Source organism: Leptospira perdikensis (genome assembly GCF_004769575.1).
Lineage (GTDB): Bacteria > Spirochaetota > Leptospiria > Leptospirales > Leptospiraceae > Leptospira_A > Leptospira_A perdikensis.
In genome coordinates this window covers 679,453-696,980 of sequence record NZ_RQGA01000003.1, presented here as the reverse complement: position 1 = coordinate 696,980, position 17,528 = coordinate 679,453, and the positions used below count along the sequence as shown (strand labels likewise).

Annotated in this window: 14 protein-coding genes; 10 read left to right on the top strand and 4 right to left on the bottom strand. The window is 39.2% G+C overall.

Annotated elements, in window-relative coordinates:
* Window positions 1-57: 57 nt before the first annotated feature.
* Complete coding sequence (locus EHQ49_RS04620) at window positions 58-909, top strand: class I SAM-dependent methyltransferase (protein ID WP_135576797.1); 852 nt, start codon at window positions 58-60, stop codon at window positions 907-909.
* On the opposite strand, the gene EHQ49_RS04615 is transcribed toward EHQ49_RS04620, so the two are convergent.
* Window positions 883-1,683, bottom strand: coding sequence for an HAD family hydrolase (locus tag EHQ49_RS04615; RefSeq protein WP_135577743.1), 801 nt, complete (start codon window positions 1,681-1,683; stop codon window positions 883-885). The genes EHQ49_RS04620 and EHQ49_RS04615 overlap by 27 nt on opposite strands.
* Before the next feature lie 94 nt (window positions 1,684-1,777).
* On the opposite strand from EHQ49_RS04615, the gene EHQ49_RS04610 reads away from it, so the two are divergent.
* Window positions 1,778-1,993 (top strand): hypothetical protein, encoded by a 216-nt coding sequence (locus EHQ49_RS04610; protein WP_135576795.1) that lies wholly within the window; start codon window positions 1,778-1,780, stop codon window positions 1,991-1,993.
* On the opposite strand, the gene EHQ49_RS04605 is transcribed toward EHQ49_RS04610, so the two are convergent.
* Together EHQ49_RS04605 and fliD are read right to left on the bottom strand one after the other, a co-directional pair.
* A complete protein-coding gene (locus EHQ49_RS04605) occupies window positions 1,990-2,952 on the bottom strand; it encodes a hypothetical protein (protein ID WP_135576793.1) in 963 nt (320 codons plus the stop codon). The genes EHQ49_RS04610 and EHQ49_RS04605 overlap by 4 nt on opposite strands.
* The gene (fliD, locus tag EHQ49_RS04600; protein ID WP_135576791.1) at window positions 2,949-4,871 is read right to left on the bottom strand and encodes a flagellar filament capping protein FliD; all 1,923 of its coding nucleotides are present in this window, start codon (window positions 4,869-4,871) and stop codon (window positions 2,949-2,951) included. Before fliD ends, EHQ49_RS04605 begins: the two co-directional genes overlap by 4 nt.
* 25 nt (window positions 4,872-4,896) lie before the next feature.
* Here fliD and ppk1 point away from each other — a divergent pair, with 25 nt between their 5' ends.
* From ppk1 to EHQ49_RS04560, 8 genes are all read left to right on the top strand, one after another.
* Window positions 4,897-7,041, top strand: coding sequence for a polyphosphate kinase 1 (ppk1, locus tag EHQ49_RS04595; RefSeq protein WP_135576789.1), 2,145 nt, complete (start codon window positions 4,897-4,899; stop codon window positions 7,039-7,041).
* Window positions 7,042-7,051: 10 nt separating this feature from the next.
* Window positions 7,052-8,464, top strand: a complete 1,413-nt coding sequence (locus EHQ49_RS04590) for an FAD-binding oxidoreductase (protein ID WP_135576787.1) — start codon at window positions 7,052-7,054, stop codon at window positions 8,462-8,464.
* A gap of 120 nt (window positions 8,465-8,584) precedes the next feature.
* Window positions 8,585-8,914, top strand: a complete 330-nt coding sequence (locus EHQ49_RS04585; protein WP_135576785.1) for a hypothetical protein — start codon at window positions 8,585-8,587, stop codon at window positions 8,912-8,914.
* A gap of 248 nt (window positions 8,915-9,162) precedes the next feature.
* The gene (locus EHQ49_RS04580) at window positions 9,163-9,522 is read left to right on the top strand and encodes a hypothetical protein (RefSeq protein ID WP_135576783.1); all 360 of its coding nucleotides are present in this window, start codon (window positions 9,163-9,165) and stop codon (window positions 9,520-9,522) included.
* 170 nt (window positions 9,523-9,692) lie between these two features.
* A complete protein-coding gene (locus EHQ49_RS04575) occupies window positions 9,693-11,084 on the top strand; it encodes a TolC family protein (RefSeq protein ID WP_167482991.1) in 1,392 nt (463 codons plus the stop codon).
* Between the two features lie 12 nt (window positions 11,085-11,096).
* A complete protein-coding gene (locus EHQ49_RS04570; RefSeq protein WP_135576779.1) occupies window positions 11,097-12,104 on the top strand; it encodes an efflux RND transporter periplasmic adaptor subunit in 1,008 nt (335 codons plus the stop codon).
* Window position 12,105: 1 nt separating this feature from the next.
* Complete coding sequence (locus EHQ49_RS04565; RefSeq protein WP_135576777.1) at window positions 12,106-12,846, top strand: hypothetical protein; 741 nt, start codon at window positions 12,106-12,108, stop codon at window positions 12,844-12,846.
* 6 nt (window positions 12,847-12,852) lie between these two features.
* On the top strand, window positions 12,853-16,215 hold the full coding sequence (locus tag EHQ49_RS04560; protein WP_135576775.1) for an efflux RND transporter permease subunit: 3,363 nt from the start codon (window positions 12,853-12,855) through the stop codon (window positions 16,213-16,215).
* Window positions 16,216-16,293: 78 nt separating this feature from the next.
* Here the strand turns inward: EHQ49_RS04560 and EHQ49_RS04555 are convergent, their stop codons facing one another.
* A complete protein-coding gene (locus EHQ49_RS04555) occupies window positions 16,294-17,511 on the bottom strand; it encodes a porin (RefSeq protein ID WP_135576773.1) in 1,218 nt (405 codons plus the stop codon).
* Between the last annotated feature and the right edge of the window lie 17 nt (window positions 17,512-17,528).

The window sequence follows — 17,528 nt, the reverse complement described above, 5'->3', positions numbered from 1 at the left end:
CGGATCAAGGTTTTTGGTTTGACCCTTGTTCTCATGGATTAGACTGACTCATAGACCATGAAATCTTGTATCCTTTGCCAATCTTCCGAGTCCAAAACCGTATTCAATGAAAATGGAACCCCAATTTTAGAATGTAAAAGCTGTGGACATGTATATTCCTCTTACGAACAAGAAGAACATTACGAAGGTTATTGGGATGGGGCAGAACAAACTTATGATTTAAAATGGTGGGACGATGCCCACCGAGCAGTGTATTCTGATTTTATTTCCACATACTTAAAATCAGAGAAAGGAAACCTTCTGGATGTCGGTTGTGGCCTTGGATTTTTTGTGAAAGCTGTGCTTACAAAAAAAACAGGTTGGTCGGCTGTAGGGTATGAAATTTCCAAACAAGCTGTCAAATTTGCCAACGAACAAAATGGTATGAAAACAGTTTATGCAGGTCTTGTCCAAGATTCCAAACTACCCAAAGAAAGTTTTGATATCATCACTTTATGGGATGTGATCGAACACATTCCCAAACCTCATTCCCTACTCACTTACTTACACGGACTGCTGAAACCCGGTGGGATTCTTTTTTTACAAACTCCGAATTTTCCCATCCAACTTGCCAAAGCAAATCTAAAGGTGAAACTAAAAGGGATGCAAGAAGGAGTTCACTACTTAGAAGCCAAAGACCATGTAAACAATTACAAAATGTATACTTTAGCTAACCTTGGAAAACAATGCGGGTTCACGGATCCCAAATACAAAGTACTTATGCCTATCCTTTCTGTATCGGGTAGTAAAAGCAAACTTGCCGTCTATTTAAAGTTAGCTTATTATTATTTTACAAAACTAATCTTTGCTGTAAGTTTTGGAAAGATCAACTGGAATAACACTTTATTTCTGACGCTTAAGAAACCATAACTCGGCAAATTCAAGAGCCGCGACCGTACTCGGTGCCGTCCAAATCGGCGCCGGAGTATCGGATGGGTATTCCTTCACATCTCCTTCTCCCCACATATTCGGAATATGAATACTAGCGATTCCATGACGGTTCGCACCGAGTACATCATCTTCCCAATTATCACCGAGTAAAATACAGTCTTCTGAATTCTCCCCAGAAACTTCTAATACATAAGAAAAAAACTTTATTGTTGGTTTTTCAAATCCAACCTCTTCCGAAGTAATGAGTGTAAAACGGAACTGTTCTGGCAAAAAAGAAGACACTTTTAAGAGTTGTGTTCTCAAAGTTTCATTCGTTGTCAAAAATACCGGAACTTTATTGGATAAGGCCACAAGTTTTGGAAATAGTTTGGTTTGGTAGATTTCTTTTTTTGCTTCTGCATTCAAATAAGATAAAAAATGGAAGTGGTATCTTTCTTCCATCCACAAAACATCGGCAATGTCTTTCGTTTGGAAATCGTTTGTCGACTTTGATTCCGAACTATTTGTTTTTTGATTTTCGACGGGATGTTTTTTGAATGCATCCATCATCAATTTAAAACATAACAATCTGAGTCGATTGGAACTATGACCGATTAGTTGGTTTTTTACTTTTTTCCTGGCCGATTCATACAAAGAAAAAAAATCACCACCTAACTTTCGTTCTTTCCAATCTTTCGCACATTCGCCAATGGCAAATTCGTATGCCGCCTTCGAAGGCAAAAGGGTATTGTCCAAATCCAAAAACAAAGCCATATCCGAAAAGAAAACTTGGGACAAACATTCTGTCAACGGTTTGGTTGCTAAATATTTACTTGTATCTCTCACAAACTTCGGCTAAAGTTTCGCCATGATTTCTCTATCATCCATTCTGGCAGTTCTGTTTATGATCCTCGGACTCATCCTATCACTTTATGGAGTTTGGACTTGGTCGGATCCTATGTATGAAAAATCCCTAGGTTGGAATCTAAATTTGATTTGGGGAGGGGTGGTGTTTTTGGTGGGAGTTTTGTTTGGGCTCGGGAACCGGATTTCTGCCCGATTCCCCAAAGAACCCAATCTCTAAACAGTAACTCTTTCTAAGACAAGTGAAAGAAAAGGAATGAACGCATCCAGTAACTCAGGAAGTTCGTATTCTAAGATATCACCTGCATAAACAATGTCGTTTTTTTCCATCGCAGAAGCAATGTTAGATAGTGTTACGTTAAGTTGGCCAATTACATCCGATAACTTTTTTTCATCGATAGCAAGAGTTTGCCAATCCAACTCTGAATGTCGAGTTTGAACGGAAACAAGAGCTGACATAAGACCTGTCAATCGTCCCACAGCATCATTCAAAATCTCAGAAGCCAAATGGTCTTTTCCAGATTGGAAGTTTTCGTTTACCAACATAAAGTCTTTGATGACTTTTTCTTTATCGTCTACAAAACGAGTGATGATTTCGATCAGTTCACTTTCGTCCATTCGCATCACAGCAAGACGAGTGCTTAGATCCATAAGAAAAAGTTTTACATCACGAAGGTCCTCTAAAAAGGTTTCAATGGTTTTTGTGGAATCTAAAACTTCTGATCCATTTAATAAAGATTCTAAAATTTCTTCTACGTTTTTGCCTTTTCCCATGGGTTGGATGAGAGTTAGATTTAAATTTAGAATTTTTGTTGTAGTTTGGATCATAGAAATGATCCAAGGAATTCCTTCTTTTAAATCCTCTGTTTCTTTTTCCGTCAGAGAATCACGACCAACAAGTGTACTTCCCACCTTATCTACGTAGTTGTCTACTTCCCAAAGGCTATCTTCGATCACATCCAGTTCTTCACCAACAAATAAATCCAGACGTTCTGTTTCATCCACACCCACTGTATTCAGATCGGAACGATTCAGTTCTTTACCATTTACGGTAAAATGACGAAGATATTTTCCATTGGATTCAATCCACTTTTGAATTTCATCCAACACTTGACCGAGGTTTGTTTCGCCATCCAGTTTAGTATCTAATTGTTGTTCGTTGATATAAATATTCATCATTCCCCACCGTTACCTCTAAACATATTATTCTGTAAATAGTTCCCAACTGATTTGTTTTTCCCTACACCTTGTTCCATGTATAGAAATCGTTGTTTCAGTTTGGCTTCAAAACTTATGAGATGAGACTCATGTTCTTTGATTTTTTTATTGTTCCCTGCGACACTCTCTTCCAAAAGTTTCACTTTGCTTGTGACAATTCCAGAAGCATATTGGTTATAAGGTTTTAAGATTTCTAATAATCGAATCCCAACACCTTCTTCCATCTTCGCATCATTATTGGGATCGGATGCAAATAAGTCACGAACCCCATCCGGATTTTCAGAAAGAACAGCGATGAGGCGTTCTTGGTCAATTTGTAAAAGACCGTCTTGGATTTTTTCCCAATTGGATCCCACTGCCCCTGTAGAGATTCCAATGTCTGTAAGCACTCGAAATCCATTTTCCTTAGTTGCCGGATAATACGAGTTAGCTGTTGTTTTCAAAGAAGCAATCAATCTTAAAATTGCATTTTCACCGGCAAGGATTCCTGATTTGGATTTGTTGTCCCAAAAATCTCTGGAGATGTCCGCAGATTTGGAATCATCACTTTCTTTTTTATCAGAAATTTTCCCGTTTTTTTCAACGGAAGTCACTTCCTTTGAAAACTTCATCAGTTCATTATAAGCATCTACCCATTCTTTAATCAGAGCTGAACCCTTAGCGTGATCGACATGGATTTTTAAAGTTACAGGTTTTTCTGTGACTTTGTGAACATTAAAAGAGATCCCTTCCAAAACATCGGCGATGGCATCATTTGTTTCGCGAGTGATTTCTACACCGTCAATTTTGATTTTAAGATCTTTCCCTTCTTGTAGAACTTTCAGTGGTTCCGCAGTTCCTGGAGCAGGTGGAGTGACAAGAGTCACAGATTTGATAAGGATCGACGTGGTTGCTGCATTGGAAAGAATGATCGTTGTTAGATTTTTATCACTAGCATAATCACCGGCAGGGAAAATATATTTGGATTCTGTTTTAGATATAGGTAGGAATTTATTGCGAACACTACCCTCTTTTTCAAAACCAATTCCAAGCTCCATTACAGCAGGAGCTTCCCCAATAATTTCAATTTCAACAAAGGCTCTTTCTTTAATTTCGGTCACAGCAATCGGAACAGAAAAAGCAGTGTCCGCCTTGATTGTGATCCCTTCTTCTGTTTGAACCAACTTCTCCGTTTCTGTTTCGGATTTTTTAAACTTTGTCGGTTCCCATACTTTTGATTTTAAAATATCTAAAGATAATAATTGTTTGGTGTCTTCTCCACCGGCTTTGTTTTCACCAACAAGACCAGCCAATTTCAAAATTCCATTCGGATCGGAAAATTGAAGTTCATTCTTTTTACCAGTCTTTATAGAAGTTACCGTGAGAATGGATGAGTCTTTATCAATTTTGATAATAGAAGTTTCAGCAAGACCACCCGCCATATTTTTAATGGAGTTTGTGAGTTCCGTAAGGCCCCCACCAGGAAAGGTGACTGTTTCTTTGGATTTCCCGGAGTAGATTGTGAAACTACCTTCTGGAATACGAATGTCTGTATCGATAGCAACACCAGATAACTGATGTTTGCTTGCCATTTCTGTAATTTCAAGAGCCCGATTTCCCGACTTTGCTGCACGAGAGGCCTCTCCGGTAATCACCCCTTCTTCCGAAGAAGAGACAGATTTGGTGGCAAAAGGAGCAGTAAAGGAGACAAGGGCGCGACTTTTGGTTTGGAGATTTGTGGTTAGGTTTTTGACCTCTCCCCAAATTTGGACCTGAGCCTTGGAATATTCGTTTTCGGTTTCCCATCTTTTGATGGGCCGACGTTCAAGTTCGACTAATTTTTTAACGATATCGTTTGTATTTTGCCCGGTCATCAAACCCGGCATGGTGTATGCTGGCATATCGTCTCAAATTCCTCTGAATCTAATGTCGTCGAATTCTACAAAAGGATTAGGAATTTACAGAATTTTTTCCTTCCCAAATCCTAGAATTATGACTGCTAGCCCTACAGAAAAAATAGAACTGGGGAACCAAAATATCTTCTTCGACCGAGAACTTTCCTGGGTCGACTTCAACCACCGTGTCTTGGAAGAGTCCTTTGACAAAGAGAACCCTCTCCTCGAACGCCTTAAATTTCTTTGTATCACAGAATCCAATTTAGACGAGTTTTTTATGGTGCGTGTGGCCGGACTTCTGAACCTAAAAAATGCGGGAATCGAAGAACGAAGCCTCAACGGGAAACGAACTTCGGAAACCATTGCGGAACTCTACACTAAAGTTGGACAATTTGTCAAAAAACAATATAAATCTTTAGATGAGATCCTCGTTGAACTGAAAGAAAACAAAATCGTTGTAGTCCAAGACCCAAGTGAACTTGCAGGGGATGATATCCAATTTGTAAAAAATTATTACAAACGAGAAGTATCTTCCATTCTTACACCCCTTGCTATCGATCCATCCCATCCCTTCCCTCATATTCTAAACCGAACTTTGAATTTGGGAATTACCTTGTATTCCGATGATGATAAAAACAAAGCAAAAGAACTTTTTGCTATCGTTCAAGTGCCAAGTGTACTTCCTCGTTTTTTACAACTTCCTCCAAACAAAGAAACAGATGTCCGAAGATACTTCCCATTGGAAGAAATCATTAAACTTCATTTAGGTGACCTTTTTTACGGTATGAATGTAAAACAAATTCATACATTTAAAATTGTCAGAGATGCTGATATCTCCATCAACGAAGAACAAAACATTGGTGACCTTCTCACTACGATGAAAAACGAACTAAAAAATCGAATGTGGGGCGATGCAGTTCGTTTGGATGTCCATTCCGGTGCTGGCCATATTAAAGAGTTACTACGTGGACTTTTAGAATTGGAAGAATACCAAGTAATGGAAATTCCCACATTACTCAGCTTAAACGATTTAATGTTTTTCCAAGGGTTAGAAAAAACAAGTCACTTAAAGTATTCCTATCCTGTTCCCAAATCTGGATTTGCTACGAAAAAAAGTGAGTCTATCTTTTCTGAAATTCGGAAAAACGACCACTTACAACATCATCCTTACGAAAGTTTCAAATCCATTGAAGATATGCTAAAGATTGCAAGTCAAGATCCAAAAGTCCTTGCAATCAAAATGACTTTGTATCGAACTTCTGGAGATTCTCCTATCATCCAATATTTAGGAGAAGCGGCAGAAAATGGTAAACAGGTCACCGTACTTGTAGAACTCAAAGCAAGGTTTGATGAAGAAAGAAACATTCGTTGGGCAAAAAAATTAGAGGATAGTGGCGTACACGTTGTCTACGGTGTAGTGGGACTCAAAATCCATTGCAAGATGTTACTCATCGTACGTAGAGAAGATGATAAACTGAATCGATATGTCCATTTAGGTACGGGAAACTACAATTCCACCACAGCAAGATTTTATACGGACTTAAGTTTATTCACTGCAAATCCAGAGATCACAGAAGATGTTGCGATTCTTTTTAACACCATCACAAGTTCAGGAAAAATGCCTAGGTTGTCGAAAATCTATGCAGCACCTACTTTTTTAAAAGAAGAATTTCTCCACCTCATCCAAAGAGAAACGGACAACGCAAAACATGGCAAACAAGCTCGTGTGATCTTTAAAATGAATTCTCTAGTTGACCCGGATGTAATTTTAAAACTTTACGAAGCTTCACAAGCAGGTGTTAAAATTGATTTAATCATCCGTGGAATCTGTTGCCTAAGGCCCGGAATTCCGGGTGTTTCTGATCGTATTAGTGTTCGCTCCATTGTAGGCAGATATTTAGAACATTCGAGGATTTATAGTTTTGAAAACGGCGGAAAACCAGAAGTGTATTTAGCATCTGCGGATTGTATGCCAAGAAACTTCCTTCGCCGAATTGAAGTTATGTTTCCTATCTTACAAGATAAACATAAAAAAAGAATCGGAAAAATTTTAGAAATTTTGTTACGGGACAACACCCAAGCAAGAGTTCTTGAATCAGATGGATCGTATACTCGTTTGGCACCGGGGGATGACGATCCTGCGGTAAATTCTCAAATTGACATGGTTGATATCTAAAGGATAATAAATGGATTTTTCTAAAACAAAAACTGAATTAAGTAAACTCATTGGAGATAAAAAGGTCATTCAAAAAAACGATGGGACCATGGATGAAGCTTTATTCAATTCCTACGGAACTGACAGAACCAAGGTTTATCCACCCAACTACCAAGTTCTTGTCTTCCCAGAAACCACGGAAGATGTTGCTGCTGTAGTTTCTTATGCTTATCAAAATGAAATTGCCATCGTACCATCTGGGGGACGAACCGGTTATGCCGGCGGTGCCGTTGCCAAAAATGGTGAAATTGTCATTTCCTTATCTAAAATGAACCAAGTGGTTGATTTTGATCCTTTCCTTGGCACCTTACATGTGCAAGCTGGAATGATTACAAAAAATCTACACAAAGAAGCAGAAGAACGTGGATTTTATTTCCCAGTCGATTTTGCAGCAACTGGATCTAGTCATATTGGTGGCAACATTGCCACCAATGCAGGGGGGGTTCGTGTGGTTCACTATGGCCTGATCCGTGATTGGGTTCTTGGTTTAACTGTTGTGAATGGGAAGGGAGAAGTTTACCGATTTAATGGCGAAATTTTAAAAAACAATACAGGTTATGATCTCAAACACTTGTTCATTGGTTCAGAAGGGACACTCGGAATCATTACAGAGGCAGTTGTCAAACTCACAAAACCACCAAAAGACATTCGTGTTATCTTCCTTGCTGTACCCGAATATAAAAACATTTTAGAAATCTTTAGAGAAACACACAACTTCGACTTACCACTATTAGCATTCGAGTTTTTAACCGATTATTGTTTGGATAAAGTAAAAGAACACTTAGGTGTTCCCGATCCATTTCAAACACCTAGCAAATACTATGTGCTTATGGAATTCGAAGTGGGTGGGGAAACTGATGAAGAAAAACTTTACTCCATATTAGAATCCATCACAGAAAAAGAACTCATTACCGATGGATCCATTGCCCAGAACTCACGTCAAAACGAAACCTTCTGGAAATACAGAGAAGGAATTTCTGAATCTTTATCTCTTGCGTATACAGTTCACAAAAATGACATCTCACTACCACTTCGCAATATGGAAGCCTTTTTAGATGAGATGACAACTTTACTCACAAAGAAATACCAAGGATTTAATATAGCGCTTTTCGGGCATATTGGAGATGGGAATCTTCATTTAAACATTGTTAAACCAAAAGATCTAACGGACGCGGAATTTTTCACTCAGTGCAAACAAGTGGATCCGGAAATGTTCACTTTAATCCAAAAATTCAAAGGTTCGATCTCGGCTGAACACGGAATTGGGCTTTTGAAGAAGGATTACTTAAACTTTTCTCGCTCCCAATCGGAAATTGAGACCATGCGAGCCATCAAACTGGCCTTTGACCCGAAAGGGATTCTCAACCCAGGCAAAGTGCTCTAATTCCAAGCAGAGGCAGATCTTTCAGAAAATTCTGGTCGATCTGCCTATTTTATAGGCAAGTCCTAAAAAAATGCTAGATTTTAATCAGATACCGTCTAAGCTGTAATTATGTTCAGGAAGATGATAAAGATACTTGGGATTTCCCTACTCACATTCTCCCTGGGCAGCGCCTTTCTTTCAGAAGAAAATGTACTCGTTCGCACTCGCGGAGCCAAATCCAGCCGTGTGGGAGGGAAGAGCCAGCTATCGAGTTCTCTTTCTGTTGCGATTCACAAACCTTCTTCTGAAGAAACCTCGGGTACAAAAGACCTAGAAGACGTACTAACATGGACCGGGAAAGGTCACGCATCCTTTGCAATCTCTTCCCTAACACATACAAAAAACCTACATTCGTCTTTTATTTCTGGGCTTCTTGCCTCGCGTTACCTGAGTCTACCTCCACCCGTTTAACTCCTCTCTACCGCTTAAACCTGTGTCCCGTGAGGGACACAGGATGTTTTTATATATACCTAACATTTCCCATGATTTGTTTCTCATTTGCCAAAGACTATTCATGACTGTTCCAGGGAATTCCTGACTCTGGGCAGTCTTTTTTTTCAGAAAATCCGTCCAATATTTTGATTCTAAATCCTAGTAGTGTTGACAGTACCCCTATTTTAGAATTGATAGGAGAGCAAATTACAATTTGCTGGTAAATAATGAATTGGTTGAACGGTAAAAGGCTACTCGCTTTCCTATTGGCAAGTATGATCCTTCTCCCTACACAGGAGGACGGGTCTTTAGACTCTGCTACGTTCGAACTATTCTCTTCTAGTAATGATTATAACCTCACTGCAAATAATCACTCGGATCTAAGTGAACCAGAAATCCATTCAATTGATGATTCTGCTACCTTACTTCGCAGTCGTTGTGATTATCTTGACCTCATCGTTGAGGTAAATGTAGGAACTGCTGTTGAAGATTCTTTCATCGGGCTTTTCTACAATTTCAAAGATGATGATGATAATCGTTTTTTACTTTCTGAGCTTCTTCTCAATCTCCCCCCTCCCACTGTTTAAATCTTAGTCAGAGCATACCTGACATAGCGACGGAAAAAATGACCGATCAAGTTATGTTCACGTAATGATTTAGCGCCTTAAGACAGGAGGATTTCGCTTATGCACATATACTTTCAAGCTAATACTATATCCAAGGACGACCTATGAACTATCGATTGGTCCTGATTCCTATGATCGCTATTGTTTGTATCACTCACAATGTACAATCAGAAGAGATCAATGGAATCGATAATGAATCCCTAAGTAGGCAACTTTCTGATGAAAATCCTGGAACTTCTCTTGGTTCCAGTCTTTATCCGAAAGATGTTCGTTACGAAAAGACTCTCACGTTGGAACAAGCGGAGACCTTACTTTGGACAAACAACTTACTCTTAATTGCAGGGAAGTTCCAAGTTGATGCAAAAAAAGCTGGAATTTTACAAGCCGGCCTCTATGCAAACCCCAGTGTCTTTATTGACCAAAGTATCTATGCTGAACCAACACAAAGATATTTTGATACAACTAGATCTGGACAATCTGTATTCCAAATCCAACAAGTGTTTTTACTTGGTGGAAAAATTGACAAACGCGTAAAAGTAGCAGAACTCAATGCGAAAATCTCGGAACAAGAGTTTTACGATTTGGCACGAGCCTTACTAACCAAACTACGAAGAACCTATTATTCAATTTATTATTATAAAAAAGCAGTAACGTTTTACGACCAAAGTATTTTCTCTATTGAGAAAACAGTAAAGTCTTCTGAGTTAGCTTATAAAAGACGTGCCCTCCTCCAAGCAGAACATTTAAGACTAAAAGCCCTTTTGTTCTTTCTAAAAAAAGAAAGAGAAGATCTTGCAATGAAAGTTTATGAAAAAGAAGCAGATCTTAAAGTTTTACTTAACGATGACAACTATCGCGATGCTCGTGTTACTTTTTTACCAACAGTGGATGAAAAGGATCTAGACACCATCACTCCCAACCAATCGAAACTAGAAGATTTGGTGAATCTCGCTCGCGAAAATCGACCAGATTTAAAAGTAGCCCTTCAGAATTTACGATACGAAGAAGCAAATTTAGACTTACAACATGCCAATGCAATTCCTGACCTTGCGTTCGGACCAACATACAATAGGGGTGGAACTGCCTTTCAAAACTATTGGGGGATCACTGCGCAGTTAAGTGTTCCTATCTTTGATAGAAACCAAGGAAATATTCAAGCAGCAGAAAAGGCAATCCTAGTCCGCAAACAAGAGTTAAAGAATCGAATCTTAGAGGTTGAGAACGAAGTTGCTATCTCTTTCCAATCTGCACGAATCAAAGATGCTCTTTATAAACGATTCATCGATACATACATTAAAGACTACGGAAGTTTATCTGTAGATATGATCATGAGTTACGAGAAGAAATACATCACGATCTTAGAATTTGCCGACTTCTTTGAAACATATCGTTCGAGTGTTGTGGAGATGTTAAAACTCCAAACAGACCGAATGGAAGCAATTGAAAGTGTAAACTACTCTGTTGGTTTGGGAGTTTATATTCCAAAATCTTCAGAAACCAAACCAGAACCAACGAACCCCTAAGAGAGGAAATATATGAAAAATCCTATTAAATCGCTTAACCGCAATTCCCTACTACTCCTTGTTGCGATTGCCAGTATTACGTTTGTAACAGTATTAGTTTACGCATTGAACCGACCTGCAAAGAAAGTTGCAAAACCTCCTGAAAAAGCAATTGTCCATGAAAAAGGGGAACGTATCGAATTTAAACCAGGTAGCCCTGGTTTAGAATTGGTAAAATCAAGAACTGTTGGTGGTGGTGGAGAATTTGTTAGTTTAGAATCCCCTGCTCGAATCATTGCAGCAACAACAAGTTCCGTCAGTAGTGGTGGAAAGATTGTTATTTTTGAATCGGCTGAACTCAACGACTTGTATGTTGGATTTGTTCATGCCAGAAACGAAGTCTATCGGTCTAGAAAAAACCTAAGTCGTATTCAAGATATGTTCAAACACCGTGTGGCTACTGAGAAAGATTTAGTAGAAGCAGAAACTTCTCTTGGAAATGATACGGCACAACTTGCAGAGTTTGAAGGAAAACTACGAGCCCAGGGTTTAGATCCTAACAAACTAGGGAATGCAGGGAATAACATTGCTTGGGTGATTTGTGATATTCCAGAATCTCAAATTGAAAACCTAAAAAAAGGAAGAAAGGTTAAAATCAATTTTAACTCTTCTCCTGGAACAGACTGGGTAGGAACTGCACAAGCGATTGGTGATAACGTAGATCCAATTACAAGAACAGCTAAAGTTAGAATTGAAATCATAAACAAACACAAAGATTTAAAACCAGGTATGTTTGGAGTGGTAAGATTCCCAGAACAAATTGCGGGGAATACAGTCGTACTTCCATATACTTCCATCGTAACTGTAGAAGGAACAAACTATGTATTTGTAGAAGAAACACCTTTAAACTTTCACAAACGTCAGGTTACTTTAGGAGTCTCTACAAAAGAATCTGTAAACATTACCGAAGGGGTAACACCTGGCGAACGTGTTGTTGTTGAAGGATCAATTCTCTTGAAAGGATTGAGTTTTGGTTTCTAACATGAAACAGATTATCATTCTATTATCTTACTTTGTTTTTGTATTCAGTGCTCTGAATGCAGAATCTCCTTATCCAAAAGATAAGGATAAAAACGATATCAAACCAGATTGGGACTGGTCTCCAGGTTCCGATAAATCATCCAAATTTGGTGATGATGAAAAACTGGACAAGGGAAGTCTTGATGAGAAAAAACTTCCTAAATCCACAAACTTCTGGGTTTACGGTGCATCGATTGGTTCTCCTGCCAGTTTGAACTTTATGGTTGGATACTATTTTGGAGACTTTGTGATCAGAGGATCCGGCGGAAAATGGAATCCACATTGGTATGGTGGCCAAGTTGACATCGGATATACATTTTGGAAAACACCTGTGATCGCTCACAGTATCTCCCTCGTTGGAGGAAGTTTTGGTGTGGATCCATTCGAACCTGAAGTAGGAAGGGGTGGTCAAACATCTTATCCAACAAGAATTAATGTTCCAGGTTACAATCACCGTGATCCAACTTACGAGGATCAGTTTATCAGATCCTACATTGCAAACGAAAACCCTGATCTTGCACTCTACTTAGACCACGCCAGTAGAGATAGACAAAAAGTGTATCTTAAACAACAATACTTAGGTTTAACCTATGACATTTTGATGGGGAATTTCTTCTTCCAGTTAGGTGGAGGAATCGGACAAGGAGACTACAAAAACCCTCAACTCCTTTTACAGATGGGTTATTTGTTCGATACTAGGTAACAAAAAATGAAAGCAATCAATATAATTTTAGAAACAGCCCTTAAAAATAGATTAATCACGCTTGTGATCGCCGGATTTTTATTATTATTCGGGATTTATTCATGGATTAATATTAAAAAAGAAGCATATTCGGATATTGCAGATACTCAAGTTCGTTTAGTCGCAAAATTTCCAGGAAAAGCTACGTTGGAAGTGGAAGAACGAGTCACCATGCCTATTGAGCGGGTTCTTCACTCAACTCCCAATGTGATCGTACGTAGATCTAGAACCATCAACGGACTCGTTGTATTCCAATTCGTATTTGAAGAAGGAACAGACGACTATTTTGCTCGTATGCGACTTATGGAAAAAGTTCGAGATGCCGTCATCCCAGATGAAGTCGAACCAACACTGGCACCGATGAGTTCTCCTGTTGGGGAAGTGTATCGTTATGTGGTTGAATCCACCAGCGGAACACACACTCCGATGGACCTAAGAACCATTCAAGACTGGATCGTTATTCCTAAGTTACTTCAAGTTTCAGGGATTGCCGATGTAATTACGTTTGGTGGACTACCAAAACAATTCCATGTGGTGACTACACCGGACAAACTAATTCGTTACAAAGTTACCGTATCGGATGTCATTGAAGCCATCCAAAGAAACAACCTGAACACAGGTGGTAACTTCCTATTACAAGGGGAACAATCACTACCCATCAGGTCGTTAGGTGCCATTCGTGATCCAAAACAAATCGAAGACATTGTAGTCAAAAACGTAAATGGAGTTCCCGTTTTTATCAGAAATATTGGCTCTGTGGAAATCTCTCACCCAATCCCTTCTGGTATTTTAGGATACACAATTCAAAACGACAAAGAAGGTTTGATTGACGTCGATTCCGCAGTGCAGGGTCTCGTGGCTATGCGTCGTTGGAATGAACCCAATGCGTTTGGCGAAAGAGTTAGAGCCAAAGTAGATGAAATCAATGAAAAATACATGCCAGATGGTACTCGATTAAGAAATACCTACGACCGTGCAGATTTGGTTAACTATACATTACGTACTGTTGGTAAAACTCTTTTAGAAGGGATTGCCGTAGTCAGTCTTGTTGTCTTTTTCTTCGTTAGAAGTTTTCGAGCAGCTGCAGTTGTGGTTGCTACCATTCCATTTGCTCTCCTCTTTTCATTCAGTATGATGAATTCTGTTGGAATTTCCGCAAGTTTACTTTCACTAGGTGCCATAGACTTTGGTATCGTGGTCGATAGTACGGTGGTGATGGTCGAAAACATCATGCGAAGGTACCAAGAAGCCACACCGGTCGAAAAAGCAAAAGGAATTCTAAAATTTACTTATGAATGTGCTTCCGAAGTGGGAACTGAGATCCTTTTTGCGATTCTCATTATCATCTTAGCTTATTTACCGATTTTCTCTTTCGAAAGAATTGAAGGTCGCCTTTTCAAACCAATGGCATTTACACTTTCTTTTGCCATCTTTGGTGCATTGTTATTCACAATGACTGTGGTACCAGTTGCCATGTCTTTCTTTTACAAGAGATACTTTGATGGTGATGAAAAAGAACGAGTTGGTGGACCAAACCCTACATACGATTGGATTGAAGCCAAGTATGAAAAAATCGTACTCTATCTAGTCGCTCGTTCTAAAAAAGTTGTTACTATCGCCTTCTCAACAGTAGGTGCCCTTCTTGTGGCGGGAGTGATGGCACTGGGAACAGAATTCCTTCCTTCCTTGGATGAAGGGGGATTTACTTTACGTTTGTATTTTCCTGTAGGTATCTCACTTCCAGAAGCCAAAAAATTCATTCCGAAAGTAAGAAAAATTATTTATACGAATGAACAAGTAAACGTGATCTTATCGCAGTATGGACGTAACGATGATGGAACAGATCCACTACCTCCAAACCGTTTGGAAGTATATGTTGGTTTGAAAGATTATAACCAGTGGAAAGAACATATTACCAAAGAACAGTTATTACTACGTATGAGAGATAACCTAGAAGCGGGACTTCCTGGGGTTCGTGTGAGTTTTTCCCAGCCAATTATGGACAACTTGTCCGAGGCCATTATGGGAACCATTGCCGACTTAGCAGTATTTGTTGCGGGCCAAGATTTAACAGAGATGCGACGTATTTCCAAAGAAATTGTTGAAATCATCTCAACGATGAAAGGAGCCAGTGAGTTCGGGATCGAACAAGAGGCTCCAGCACCGCAGCTTGTCATTCGTATCAAACGTGAAAAAGCAGCTCGTTATGGAATTAACGTAGATGACATTCAAAAGGTGATCGTTGCTGCCGTTGGTATGGAACCTGTGAGTAATTTATACGAAGGGCCTATGGACACTCCTCCCAAAGATAGGGCTGTCTTCGGTATCGCAGTTCGATTTTCAAAAGACTACAGAGAATCAGCACGTGAGATTGCAAGTATTCCTATCATCTCTCCTACTGGCGAAAGGTTACCATTATCAGAGTTAGCTGAGATCACACAGGAAGATGCACCGACTATGATTTTTAGACAGGATGGAAAAAGAACCATCACCGTCAGGACGAATGTTCGGGGAAGAGACCAAGGTGGTTTCGTAAATGAACTTAGAAAACGTGTAACCAAAGAAGTTAAGATTCCAGAAGGATATGAAGTCAAATACGGTGGTCAGTATGAAAACCTCGCACGTGTGGGTAAACAGCTAGCGATTGTGATTCCATTAACCATCGGGATCATCTTCACTTTGTTATACCTATTGTATCGTGATCTAAAGTCAGTGGCTATTGCACTTTCCTGTATTCCGTTGTCCTTACTCGGTGGGATTTATGCACTATTAGCCCGTGGATATTATTTCAACGTATCAGCAGGTGTTGGATTCATTTCACTTTTTGGAATTGCAACTATGGCTGGTATCTTATTTGTTTCCAAAGCCAACCATATGTTAAGGGACAATCCGAGAATGACCATCAGGGATGCATCAATTTATTCGGCAGTAACACAATTACGACCTCGACTCATGACTATGTTACTTGCGATGTTAGGACTCATTCCAGCCACTCTCGGAACGGGAGTAGGATCTGACGTACAAAGACCTTTAGCAACTGTTATGGTTGGGGGACTTGCTTCCGCATTACTTTTAGTATTAACGGTGATGCCAAGTTTATACATCCTCATCATGGGTGAAGGTCCTAAAAAACAAAAAACTAAAGTGAAGAAAGATTTAGGGTATGATCCAAATGAAATTTGGTCAGATCAAGTTCATACATCGGAACACAATCATTTAAGTGAAACAGAAAAACAACATTTCCTTCACCTAGACGATGAAGCAGAAGATGAGGAACCTACAACAAACAAAAAAAAGAAAACAACATCTTCAACAAAGAAGAAAAAGTAAAAGTCTATCCATTCGGGAGCATTGGCTCCCATCTCCTATCTTAACTCCAAACCAGTTATAGTGGTTTGGAGTTTTTTCTTAAAATCGAACAGAGGCTGCCGCAACAAATAAACGTTCAACACGAGTATGTTTGTTTTTATCCGTTTCAAATACAGGGTCCATTGATTCTCTTTGGATGACTTCAAAACGAACGAGGCCTGGATTCCATTCTAAAAAATCAAAAGTCATTGTATAACCATTGGTCATAAATCCATTTCGTGTATAAGTCGTTGCCATCACTTGTTTTGGATCATAAAACCTTTCTACACGAAAACTCAAACGGTATAAAGCTTCATACCGAAAACTGGCCCAGAATGTTCCATGGTACCACTGGTTGTATACTCCCGACTCCCTATTCGTATATATTCCAAGTGTTGGATTGACTTCCTTCCACCAAGGTTCATATTGAAATGATTCTTTAGCCTTTTGTGCGCCAACGTCACCGGAAGCAGCAAAGGACAACCAATCCAATGCCTTCCACTCGAGAATTGTATTGTTATAAAACCTTGTTTGTTTGCGTTCGAAATCGGGAGCTTCGTTACCAGCAAATTGATTCGCAGTAATTGTAAAATTTGGTGTTAGAAAAAACTTAAACTGAGTTCCTAGCGATTTATCTTTGTTTTGGTCTGTGATATTTTGCCAACCATTCATCACATGAAATTGAAATTGAAATTTATCGGTAAACTTTGTTGTGACCCGAACCCCAGAGGAATAATAAGGAACGTAATCTAGAGCCAATGCCCGAGTATAATTCCAGTTGTCCGATGAAATCCAAGACTCGTGACCGATATGACCAAAATAGATTCCCGCATCCACCCAAGTATCTTTTGTTATTTTAAAACCTACATATGCTTCCTGAATGTGTTTTACTGAATTTTGGTTGGAACTGACATCTTTATTGGATTCAGGCGCATAATTAGTGTTTACTGATGTTCCAAACTGCAAAGCAATTCGCCCTCTTACCTTTTCTTCCTGCCATTTGGCATCCACAAATCCTAAGTTAATATTAAACTCATCATTACGAACAGCTTGTGTGGTGAATTGTCGTTCTTTCGAGATGGGGTGATTTGCGTTGTGAGAATAATAGGTATCGACAAAGGCACCAAACTTCAAACTAGCAGGAAGTGGATTTGGTGGTGGCGAAGGTATAGTTTCCTCTTTCTTTTGTTGGTTCAGTTCTTCGGCATTCAATACCGAAAAACAAAGGAACAAACTGCATAGGAAGATTGAAGATTTAAAAAACCCTAATTGTATCATGTATCTTGCTCCGTAAA

Bases quoted from the DNA above. Each gene is read 5' to 3' on its own strand.
- EHQ49_RS04620 (WP_135576797.1), top strand. From the start codon at position 58: ATGAAATCTTGTATCCTTTGCCAATCTTCCGAGTCCAAAACCGTATTC.
- EHQ49_RS04615 (WP_135577743.1), bottom strand. From the start codon at position 1,683: ATGGCTTTGTTTTTGGATTTGGACAATACCCTTTTGCCTTCGAAGGCG.
- EHQ49_RS04610 (WP_135576795.1), top strand. From the start codon at position 1,778: ATGATTTCTCTATCATCCATTCTGGCAGTTCTGTTTATGATCCTCGGA.
- EHQ49_RS04605 (WP_135576793.1), bottom strand. From the start codon at position 2,952: ATGATGAATATTTATATCAACGAACAACAATTAGATACTAAACTGGAT.
- fliD (WP_135576791.1), bottom strand. From the start codon at position 4,871: ATGCCAGCATACACCATGCCGGGTTTGATGACCGGGCAAAATACAAAC.
- ppk1 (WP_135576789.1), top strand. From the start codon at position 4,897: ATGTCGTCGAATTCTACAAAAGGATTAGGAATTTACAGAATTTTTTCC.
- EHQ49_RS04590 (WP_135576787.1), top strand. From the start codon at position 7,052: ATGGATTTTTCTAAAACAAAAACTGAATTAAGTAAACTCATTGGAGAT.
- EHQ49_RS04585 (WP_135576785.1), top strand. From the start codon at position 8,585: ATGATAAAGATACTTGGGATTTCCCTACTCACATTCTCCCTGGGCAGC.
- EHQ49_RS04580 (WP_135576783.1), top strand. From the start codon at position 9,163: ATGAATTGGTTGAACGGTAAAAGGCTACTCGCTTTCCTATTGGCAAGT.
- EHQ49_RS04575 (WP_167482991.1), top strand. From the start codon at position 9,693: ATGATCGCTATTGTTTGTATCACTCACAATGTACAATCAGAAGAGATC.
- EHQ49_RS04570 (WP_135576779.1), top strand. From the start codon at position 11,097: ATGAAAAATCCTATTAAATCGCTTAACCGCAATTCCCTACTACTCCTT.
- EHQ49_RS04565 (WP_135576777.1), top strand. From the start codon at position 12,106: ATGAAACAGATTATCATTCTATTATCTTACTTTGTTTTTGTATTCAGT.
- EHQ49_RS04560 (WP_135576775.1), top strand. From the start codon at position 12,853: ATGAAAGCAATCAATATAATTTTAGAAACAGCCCTTAAAAATAGATTA.
- EHQ49_RS04555 (WP_135576773.1), bottom strand. From the start codon at position 17,511: ATGATACAATTAGGGTTTTTTAAATCTTCAATCTTCCTATGCAGTTTG.